The 10,019-nt window shown below is 72.0% G+C and carries 6 protein-coding genes and 2 pseudogenes; 3 read left to right on the top strand and 5 right to left on the bottom strand.

Annotation, left to right across the window (positions count from 1 at the left end; translation table 11 throughout):
- Positions 1–586, top strand: a pseudogene (locus GT030_RS23065) (hypothetical protein); the annotation flags it as partial.
- 106 nt (positions 587–692) lie between these two features.
- Here GT030_RS23065 and GT030_RS36675 read toward each other — a convergent pair.
- A pseudogene (locus tag GT030_RS36675) lies at positions 693–906 on the bottom strand (cytosine permease); the annotation flags it as partial.
- A gap of 451 nt (positions 907–1,357) precedes the next feature.
- Here GT030_RS36675 and GT030_RS23055 point away from each other — a divergent pair.
- Positions 1,358–1,780, top strand: a complete 423-nt coding sequence (locus GT030_RS23055; protein ID WP_161202725.1) for a subtilase-type protease inhibitor — start codon at positions 1,358–1,360, stop codon at positions 1,778–1,780.
- 187 nt (positions 1,781–1,967) lie between these two features.
- Here GT030_RS23055 and GT030_RS23050 read toward each other — a convergent pair whose 3' ends face one another.
- The 4 genes from GT030_RS23050 to GT030_RS23035 all read right to left on the bottom strand — a co-directional run bounded on the left by GT030_RS23050 (position 1,968) and on the right by GT030_RS23035 (position 8,147).
- A complete protein-coding gene (locus GT030_RS23050; RefSeq protein ID WP_161202724.1) occupies positions 1,968–4,784 on the bottom strand; it encodes an NHLP bacteriocin export ABC transporter permease/ATPase subunit in 2,817 nt (938 codons plus the stop codon).
- Position 4,785: 1 nt separating this feature from the next.
- The gene (locus tag GT030_RS23045) at positions 4,786–7,020 is read right to left on the bottom strand and encodes an NHLP family bacteriocin export ABC transporter peptidase/permease/ATPase subunit (protein WP_161202723.1); all 2,235 of its coding nucleotides are present in this window, start codon (positions 7,018–7,020) and stop codon (positions 4,786–4,788) included.
- A complete protein-coding gene (locus GT030_RS23040) occupies positions 7,017–7,823 on the bottom strand; it encodes an HlyD family efflux transporter periplasmic adaptor subunit (protein ID WP_161202722.1) in 807 nt (268 codons plus the stop codon). Before GT030_RS23040 ends, GT030_RS23045 begins: the two co-directional genes overlap by 4 nt.
- A 108-nt stretch (positions 7,824–7,931) precedes the next feature.
- Complete coding sequence (locus GT030_RS23035; protein WP_031179346.1) at positions 7,932–8,147, bottom strand: hypothetical protein; 216 nt, start codon at positions 8,145–8,147, stop codon at positions 7,932–7,934.
- A 654-nt stretch (positions 8,148–8,801) separates the two neighbouring features.
- On the opposite strand from GT030_RS23035, the gene GT030_RS23030 reads away from it, so the two are divergent.
- Positions 8,802–10,019 (top strand): S1 family peptidase (locus GT030_RS23030; RefSeq protein WP_161202721.1); only part of this gene is annotated, 1,218 nt, incomplete at its 3' end.

Raw genomic sequence — 10,019 nt, 5'->3', positions numbered from 1 at the left:
GACGGAGCGCCGGGCGCGCGGATGGCGGGCCGCCGACGGTGCCTACCGTACGGCCCTGGTCGCGGCCGGCCGGGCCCGGCTGGGCGGTGCGGCCGACGCGGACGCCCTGGTGGAGGAGGCGGAGGCGTGGTACGCCCGGCGCAACGAGGTCGGGCTCGTGGCGCCGCGCCACCCCTTCTGGACCGGAGACCGGGTCACGACCCCGGACCGGCGCGTGTGGCGGGCGTACCGCCTGGACCTGACCGTCGCCTGGCCCCATCTCTGGCTCCTCGCCCCCGACAGCACCCGCGCCGAACTGGGCACGGCACGCACTGCCTTGAGTACCGCCGCCCGGCTCACAGCCTGGGGCCTGGCCTACCTGCTGCCGGCCGTGTGGTGGTGGCCCGCCGCGCTGGTGGGCGCCGCCACGCTGGCGACGGGTGTCGTCCGCGGCCGTACGGCGGCGGCGTCCTTCGCGGAGCTGGCGGAGGCCCTGGTCGACCTCCAGGGCGCGGACCTGGCCCGCACCCTCGGCCTCCAGTGCGAGGGCCGCCTCACCCCGGAGACGGGGGAAGAGGTGACCCGGCTGCTGGGCAAGCCCGACTGAGCAGCGGCAGGCTGATGTCGACCCCGTTGGCCAGGTCGCCCAGCGGGTCGACGAACTGACCGGGGATGTCGGTGCAGAGGATGCCGAGGGCCGCCGACACCCACCACGCGGTCATCCCGCGCCAGAACATCGCCCGAGAAGAGGATGGGGAACGCGCCCAGGACGCAGGTGGAGAAGGCGTTGGCGCCCCCGAAGGCGACGCGGAACGGGCCGAACGGGGTCGCGGTGCGCTCCGCGTCGGGGATGCGCTCGACTCCGTGGGGCTCGATCTCGGTGAGGGAGGGCGCCGGGGCGGGGGAGCCGGGGTGCTGTGAGGTCAACCGGGGGTCCTGAGACGGGGTCCGCCGGCCGTACGGCCGGATCGGCACGGCGAGCCAGGGGATGTTTCATCCATCCCCGGCCGCCCCGGTGGAGGGTTCGGCCATCCGGAGGGCCCGGCGAAACCCGTGCGAACGCGAGGAATCGTGAAAGTGTCACGGGCGGATCGTGAAAGCGGCCCCCGTGCGGACGGGCGGAATGTTTCAGGCCGATTGCTCAGGTGGTGAGTTCCGGCCATCGAGCCGAGCCCTGCGGCCGCAAAGCCCGGCGTTGAGGGGCCGACGTGTTCGAATTCCGTGACTTCGCGCCACTGATTCAATACGCAATGTTACTGAAAGTCATGGGTGGGATGTGTGTTCCGGCTGCGGACTCGGCAGAGTGGCGCTCGCCGTCGCGGCGCCCCACCGGGCAATGGGCGGCACACCCTCAAAATCGAGCGGAAGGATGCACACCATGCGGAACACCGCGCGCTGGGCCGCGGCCCTCGGCCTCACCGCCGCCGCCGTCTGCGGACCCCTGACCGGTTCTGCCGTAGCCGCGCCTGCCTCCCTGTACGCGCCCACGGCACTGGTCCTCACCACCGGGCACGGCGACAGCGCGACCACGGTCACCCCGGAGCGCGCCGTCACCCTGAGCTGCGCCCCGACGGCCACCGGCACCCACCCGGCCGCGGCGGAAGCCTGTGCCGAACTGCGCGGCATAGGAGGCGACTTCGCCGCCCTCAAGGCCCGCGCCGACGTCCACTGCACCCGCTTGTACGACCCCGTGGTCGTCACCGTCCAGGGTGTCTGGCAGGGCCAACGGGTCGCCTACGAGCGCACGTTCGGCAACGCTTGCGCGAAGGACGCGCTCGGCAGCAGCGTCTTCGCGTTCTAGACCGGGATCGCACGGACTCCGTGCCGCAGGGTCGGTTTCGCAACTGGGGAGTGCGGCCCCTGGGGCGGAGCGACCGGCGATCCCGTACCGGGAGGGTGAGGCGGAGTGGGGCCGCCGCCTTCCGGACCCACAGCCGCTTCCCGGCCAGGCCCGTGGGGGGCCTGGCCGGGAAGCGGCACTTCCACCCCTACGCGAGCTGCCTGCGCACCAGTTCGTGCAGCCGGCCGCCGGTGTCGGCGAGGAGTTCGGCGGGAGTGCCCTGCTGGATCACCTTGCCGTCCTCCATCACCACCACCCGGTCCGCGTCCATCACGGTGGACAGCCGGTGGGCGATCACCACCCGGGTCGCGTTCAGCTTGCGGGTGGACTCGATGACCGTGCGCTGGGTGTCGTTGTCCAGGGCGCTGGTCGCCTCGTCGAAGAAGAGGATGCGCGGCCGGCGGATCAACGCCTGGGCGATCATCAGCCGCTGGCGCTGCCCGCCGGAGACCGCGCCGCTCCCGGCGACGATCGTGTGCAGCCCCATCGGCATCCGCCGCACGTCCTCCCCCAGGCCCGCCAGCTCGATCGCCGCCATGACCTCCTCCGGCGAGTACGGCTCGGTGCCGCAGACCACGTCCAGGATGGAACCGTTGAACGGTTGCGCGTGCTGGAGCACCACCCCGCACTGCCGCCGCACCGCGGACTGGTCCAGCGCGCCGAGATCCTGGCCGTCGTACAGCACACTGCCGGAGACCGGCTTGTCGAAGCCGATCAGCAGGCGCAGCAGGGTGGACTTGCCGCAGCCGCTCGGGCCGACCACCGCGACGAACTCTCCCGGCCGCACCGCGAAGGACACGTCGTCCAGGACCAGCGGGCCGTCGTCGGAGTACCGGAAGGACAGTCGCCGGGCCTCCAGCGCGCCGGTCAGCGGGCCCGGCCGGGTGCTGCCCGCCCGCACCTCCGGGGTGGCGTCCAGCACCGGGCGCAGCTCCTCGAACAGCGGGAGCGCCGCCACCACCGACACGAAGGCGCCGGTCAACTGGGTGACCGAGGTCAGCACCATCGTCACCGCCGTGCTGAAGGTGAGGAACGACGCCGCCGACATCGCGCCCTTCGCCGGGCCCGCCAGCAGCATGAACATCACCAGCGTGCACACCGGCAGATACACCGCGCCCAGCACCGAGCTGAGGTTCTTGATCCGGCCGACCTTCTGCTGGAGCTCCCGGCTGCGCGCGAACTCACGGGCCCAGGCGGCGTAGGCGTAGTTCTCCGCCGAGGCCACCCGCAGCTTGGGCAGCCCGCGCAGGGTCTGGAACGCCTGGTTGTTCAGTTTGTTGCCGAGGGTCACGAGCCGCCGCTGCCAGCGCACCTGCCACAGCCCGAGCCCGGTGAAGACGGCGCCGATCACCAGGAGCATCGCGATCGCGGCCATCGCCATCGGCACGCTGTAGTAGAGCAGCAGGCCGACGTTCATCGCGCCGATCGTCACCGACTGCGCCACCACGGGGCCGACGCCCGCCAGCAGCCGCCGGATCGAGCTGATGCCCATCGCGGCACTGGCCAGCTCACCGGTGGAGCGCCCGCTGAAGAACCGGGTCGGCAGCCGCAACAGCCGGTCCCAGACCGCCGGCTGGAGCGATCCCTCTATCCGCCCCTCCAGCCGCAGAATGGTGAGGTTCTCCAGCAGCGTGAACGCCGCCGACACCACCCCGCTGAGCATCACCGCGAGACACACCTGCGCGATCAGGTTCTCCCGCGCCTGCGGTACGTACTCGCCGAGCACCTTGCCGGTGGCGATGGGCACCAGCGCGCCGATCGCCACCGTGACCAGCCCCGCCAGCAGAAGGTTCAGCAGGTCGTTCCGCGTCCCGCCCAGGCTGAACCGGAGCAGGCCCAGCGGGCCGAGCCGCTTCTCGGGCAGCGGCCGGTAGAACATCACCGCACGCGGCTCGAACTCCTCCGCGTTCGCCTTCTCCACCGGCGTCTCCCGGCCGGTCGCCGGCTGTACGGCCACATAGCCGCCCCGCCGCCACAGCAACGCCACCGGCGCCCCGGACAGCGCCCGGTGACCGACCAGCGGGCCCACGTTCTCCCGCCACCAGCGGCCCTCCAGCCGCACCGCCCGGACCCGGACCCGCGAGGCCAGCGCCACCCGCTCCACCGGGTCCAGCCGCTCGCTCTCGCCGATCCCGCGCGCCGGGTCGGCCAGCGTGATCCCGGCCGCCTGCGCGACCAGCTTGCAGGCCGCGTACCCGGCGTCCGCGTCGGCCGCCGTCGTCCGCCGGTCCGAGCGCTTGCCGATGGAGGCGAGCAGGGTCTGGTCGGCCTGGGCGCGTACCGCCTCACCCGCCTTGATACCGGCCGCCGCCCGCGTCTCGTGGGTGCGCTCTAGCTGCTCGATCCAGCGGTCCAGCGCGGTCAGCAACCGGTACTGCTGGTCGACCAGGCTCTGCCACAGCCCCGGGTCCATCAGCAGGTCGGCCGCCGCCTCCGCGCCGTACACCGAGCCGTACTGCACGCTGCCCGGCGGCACCTGCATCCAGAACACGTCGTCGTCCGAGGGCGCCACCGACCGGTCCTCGGCGAGCGGCGCCTGGAACAGCACCGACAGCCCCCGGCCGACGCCGAGCGCGAGGGCGTACTCCAGCGGGCTGGAGGAGGGCGGTACGTACTGCGGGTTGCCGTACTCGTCGTAGGACCAGGTCTCGGTCTGCGCGCCCTGGTACAGCTCGCGCAGGTCCACCCGGTGCACCACACAGTCCCGCACCGGGCGGGCCACCAGGGTGTGCTGGGGACCGGCGACCGGGCCGAGCAGCAGTGTGCCCGCCTCGACCCGGCCCAGGTGGTGCCAGTGGCCCTGCTCGGCGGCGTCCACCGCGAACAGGTCGAGCGCGCCGGCCGCCACCAGCCAGAGCACCTGCGGTCCCTCGAGATCCAGCCGGTTCAGCCCGGCGCAGTCGACCCGCGTACCCAGCGAGCCGAGGGCGCCCAGCACCAGATCACCGTCGTGCGTGGACGTCATCTCATCGCTCCCTGACCAGCGCCGCGTACGCGCCACCGCGCGCCACCAGCTCCTCGTGCCTGCCCCGCTCCACGACCGTGCCGTGCTGGAGCACCACGATCTCGTCGCTGTCGCGGACCGTGGACAGCCGGTGGGCGATCACCACACAGGCGCAGCCGCGCCGGCGCAGGTTGTCCATCACCGTCAGCTCCGTCTCGGCGTCCAGCGCGCTGGTCACCTCGTCCAGTACCAGGATGCTGGGGCGGCGCACCAGCGCCCGCGCGATCTCCAGCCGCTGGCGCTGGCCGCCGGAGAAGTTGCGGCCGTCCTGCTCGACCTTGCTGTGCACCCCGCCCGGCCTGCGCGCCACCACGTCGTACAGCGCCGCGTCCCGCAGCGCCTCCTCCACGGCCTCGTCCGGGATCGAGGGGTCCCACAGCGCCACGTTGTCGCGGACCGAGCCCTCGAAGAGGAACACGTCCTGGTCGACGAAGGACACCGAGGCGGCGAGCGCGCCGCGCGGGATGTCCTCCAGCCTGCGGCCGTCGATCCGGATCACGCCCTCCCAGGGCGAGTACAGACCCGAGATCAGCCGGGACACCGTCGACTTGCCGCTGCCCGACCCTCCCACCAGCGCCACCTGCTGCCCCGGCCCCACCGTGAGGCCGAAGTCCGTCAGCAGCGGCTTGTCCAGCGGGCTGTAGCCGAAGGTGACGCCCTCCAGCTCCACGTGCCCGCGCAGCCTGCGGGTGGAATCGGCGCCGCCGGGACGCGCGTACAGCGGGTCGGCCTGGAAGTTCTCCACGTCCTTCAGCCGGGCCACGTCGGCCGCGAAGTCCTGGATGCGGCCCGCCACGCCGTTGAGCCGGGTGAGCGGCGCGGTGAAGCGGGCCACCAGGGCCTGGAACGCCACCAGCAGACCGACCGAGATGTGCCCCTCGACCGCCCTGAGACCGCCGATCCACAGGATCAGCGCGCTGTTGAAGGTGGCCAGCGTCGGCGCGACCACGCCCAGCCAGGCGCTCGGCACCCCGAGCTTCTGCTGCTCCTCCAGCGTCGCCGCGTGCTGCCCCGCCCACTTGCGGAAGTAGCCGTCCTCCCCGCCGGTCGCCTTCATCGTCTCGATGAGCTGGAGCCCGGTGTAGGAGGTGTTCGTCAGCCGCGCGCTGTCCGCCCGCAGCTTCGCGGTACGGGTCGCGCGCAGCCGGATCACCAGCCGCATCGCCACGATGTTCAGCAGCGCCACGCCGATGCCGACGAACGTGAGCTGAGGGTCGTAGGTGTACAGCAGGACCGCGTACAGCACGACCACGATCGCGTCCACGCCCGCCGCCGCGAGGTCGCGGGCCAGGGTCTCGGCGACCTGGTCGTTCGACTGCAGGCGCTGCACCAGGTCGGCGGGGGAGCGCTGGGAGAAGAAGGTGACCGGCAGCCGCAGCAGATGGCGCAGGAAACGGGCGCTGGACAGGGTGGAGGAGATGATCCGGCCGTGCAGCAGGTTGGCCTGCTGGAGCCAGGTCAGCACCAGGGTCAGCGCCACACAGGTCGCCATCGACGCGAACAGCACGCCGAGCAGCGAGGTCTGGCCCCCGATCAGGAACATGTCGATGTAGGTACGGCTCAGCGCCGGCACCGCCGCGCCCACCGCGACCAGCAGGAGGCTCGCCAGCACCGCCGCGGGCAGGGTGCCCGCCGTACCGCGCAGTCGGGCGGGCATCGCGCCGAGCACACCGGGCTTGCGGCCGCCCCTGCTGAAGCCGTCGCCCGGCTCCAGCACCAGCACCACACCGGTGAAGCTGCCGTCGAACTCCTCCATGGGCACGAACCGGCGGCCCTTGGCGGGATCGTTGATGTACACCCCGCGCCGGCCGAAGCGGCGGCCCATGCCGTCGTAGACGACGTAGTGGTTGAACTCCCAGAACAGGATGGCCGGGGCGCGCACCTCGGCGAGCGCCGCGAGGTCCATCTGCATGCCCTTGGCGGTCAGCCCGTAACTCCGTGCCGCCTTGAGCAGGTTGCTCGCCCGCGAGCCGTCGCGGGAGACACCGCAGGCGATGCGGAGCTCCTCCAGCGGGACATGGCGGCCGTAGTGGCCGAGCACCATGGCGAGGGAGGCGGCGCCGCACTCGACGGCCTCCATCTGGAGCACGGTGGGTGTACGCACCGTGCCGCCACGGGGTTTGGGTACCGGGCGGCGGGCCGGGGCGGCCCGTCTGCGGCCGCGGTTCTCCTGCGCGGTGTCGGTCGGGGCGGTCACGGAAGCAGCCAATCGATCGGGCGCTGGTCGCTCAGATGGACCGCACCGGAGGCCAGGGTCATGGAGTCGAGCCCGAACGGCGGCCCTCCCGCCGACGACCAGCGGTAACCGCTCCTGGTGGAGGCCGACTTGTCGAGGGTGACGAGCACGGCAACCGGGCGGCCTTTGCTGGTGAACTGCCGGCCGAGCTGGCTGTCGCCGAGGAACGCGCCGATCGACTGCGCGCTCTGCGCCGTACGGTCCACCGACTTCACCGTGCCGCGCAGCACGCCGTAGCGTTCGGCCGGTACGGAGGACACGGTCAGGTCCACGGTCGCGTGCGCGGGGATCGAGGCCGCGTTCTCGGCGGGGACGTACACCGTCGCGTACAGGGGGTCGGAGTCGTGCGCGACCTTCTCCACGGCGGCCACGTCGGCGCCGGTCTGCACGATCTGCCCGATGGTCGCGGCCAGCGCGGTGATCCGGCCCGCGGCGACGGTACGGATCACCGAATCGCCCTGCGCGGTACGGACCTTGAGCACGGGGGCGTTGGCGGGCAGCCGTTGCCCCTGCTTGGCGAGCACACCGGTGACCTGACCGGCCACGGGACTCTGGAGGACGTAACTGCCCTGCCCGTGCGTGAGGATGGCCGGGGCGCTCACGGTGGAGGCGACCGAACCGGTCACCGCCCACACCGAGGCGGCCGCCATCACGACGACGGTGATGCCCAGTACGAGCCACCCCTGCGGGCGTGCCAGCCGCACCGGGAGGTCGAGATCCTCCGGCGACTGGAGCTTGGCGAGGGCCTGTTGGCGGAACTGCACGGAACTTCCCTCACCCGAGGAGAGACGACGGCACGGAAAAGTTTCGGGACGCCCGAGAGTCCCGGACCCGCGAGGGGGTCCGGGACTCTCGGTGACACCGAGGTGCGGTCAGAGACCGGCGACCAGGCCGGTGACCGGGGCCGTGTTGAGGCCGGTGACACCCTCGACGGTGCCGACGACCGTGTCCACCAGGCCGGAAACCGGGGCGATGCCGTTGACGGCGCCGGTCACGGTGGAGAGGGCGTTCACGGACAGGCCGCCGGAAACGTTGTCCAGCTCGGCGTCCGAGATCTCGACGGTCTCGACACGGGGGGTGGAGTTCATGATGGAACTTCCCTTCGTATGGGTCTTCACAAGGGGGGAGCGGCCCCCTCTGGGGACAGATGACGGCCGCGACCGCGAGGAGTTCCAGACCTTCCGGCCGCCGTCTCCGGCAGCCCTGGGGCGGTTCCTGCGATGCGATGGATCAAAGCACGCACGCCGCGCCCGATTCCACTTACTCAGGGCTCTCACCAGCGAGTTCGGCGCAGGGTGGGGTTCATTCGTGCAGGGAAGCGCACGCCGTGAGCGGTTCTCCTTCACATTCCCCGCGCCGTCGTCGCACCGCCTCCACTACCGCCGGTAACACGAATCCGGCACACCTCTCCAAAGGTGTGTCCGGGACACCCGCACCGGTGCGCAAACCTCGCGGTCCGTGCGCTGCCTGGGTGCGGGATGTGCAGATTCCCTGAAGCGGGGATTCCGCCGGCGGTGTGGGACGCAGGGCTACTGCGCCGTGACAAGGGGTGACCGAGGTGCCGGTGTGTCAGAAGAGGCGCGGGCGTGGCTGATTCCCCACCCGTACAACGAAGTTGGCGATCGGGATTGAACGCGCCGGGCGGACCGCCCGTACCTGTAGCCAGCCGGCACCCCCCTACGAACTGCCCGACAGCGGCAGACCCCCGTACCCAGGAGGTCGAGAAGTTGAGTCACAAGCGCATGCCCAAGAGGAAGGCCGCTATAGCGGTCGGCGGTGTCGCGGCGCTCGGAGCGGCGGCCCTGCTGCTGCCCAACGCCAACGCGTCCCAGGACAAGGACACGGCCGCGGCGGGCACCGCGAGGACCCTCAAGGCCACCGACGCGACCACGCTCGCCGCCCAGTTGAAGCAGTCCCTCGGTGGCCAGTTCGCCGGCTCCTACTACGACAGTGCCAAGCAGCAACTCGTCGTCAACGCCGTCGGTGACGGTGCCGCCGTCGCACGTGCGAAGAGTGCGGGCGCCGTCGTACGGCAGGTGGAGAACAGCACCGCCGACCTCCAGGCCGCCGCGAAGACCCTGCGGACCAAGGCGGCCATCCCCGGTACCGCCTGGGCCGTCGACCCGCGTACCAACAAGGTGATCGTCAGCGCCGACTCCACGGTGACCGGCGCCAAGTGGGACCGGCTGGAGTCCACCGTCGACGGTCTCGGCTCCGGCACGGCCACGCTGAAGAAGACCGGCGGCACCTTCAAGACCTTCGTCTCCGGCGGCGACGCGATCTTCTCCCAGGTGCAGGGCGGCGGCGTCCGCTGCTCCCTCGGCTTCAACGTCACCGCCTCCGACGGCAGTCCCGCCTTCCTGACCGCCGGTCACTGCGGGGTCGCGGCCAAGGAGTGGTCCGACTCGCAGACCGGGCAGCCCATCGCCACCGTCGACCAGGCCACCTTCCCCGGCGAGGGCGACTTCTCCCTCGTCAAGTACGACGACCCGGCGACCGAGGCGCCCAGCGAGGTCAACGCGGGCAACGGCCAGGTCGTGGCGATCACCCAGGCCGCCGAGGCCACCGTCGGCTCGACCGTGTTCCGGATGGGTTCCACCACCGGGCTGCACGACGGCCAGGTCACCGGTCTCGACGCCACCGTCAACTTCCAGAGCGAGACCGACCCGAACGGTGTCGACACCGTCACCGGTCTCATCCAGACCGACGTGTGCGCCGAGCCCGGCGACAGCGGCGGCTCGCTGTTCACCCAGGAGGGCGCGGCGATCGGCCTGACCTCCGGCGGCAGCGGCGACTGCACCAGCGGCGGCGAGACCTTCTTCCAGCCGGTCACCGCCGCCCTCGCGGCCACGGGCGCCACCCTCGGCGACGGGGGTGCGGGTGCGGGTGCCGGTGCCGGTGACGACCAGGCGGGCGCGGGCGACCAGGCGGGCGCCGGGGATCAGGCCGGTGCCGGGGAC

The sequence above is a fragment of the Streptomyces sp. SID1328 genome (assembly GCF_009865595.1).
Taxonomy (GTDB): Bacteria; Actinomycetota; Actinomycetes; order Streptomycetales; family Streptomycetaceae; genus Streptomyces; species Streptomyces griseoluteus.
The sequence above is the reverse complement of the archived record's forward strand: the minus strand, read 5'-3'. Positions and strand labels throughout refer to the sequence as shown.

Bases quoted from the DNA above. Each gene is read 5' to 3' on its own strand.
- GT030_RS23055 (WP_161202725.1), top strand. From the start codon at position 1,358: ATGCGGAACACCGCGCGCTGGGCCGCGGCCCTCGGCCTCACCGCCGCC.
- GT030_RS23050 (WP_161202724.1), bottom strand. From the start codon at position 4,784: ATGACGTCCACGCACGACGGTGATCTGGTGCTGGGCGCCCTCGGCTCG.
- GT030_RS23035 (WP_031179346.1), bottom strand. From the start codon at position 8,147: ATGAACTCCACCCCCCGTGTCGAGACCGTCGAGATCTCGGACGCCGAG.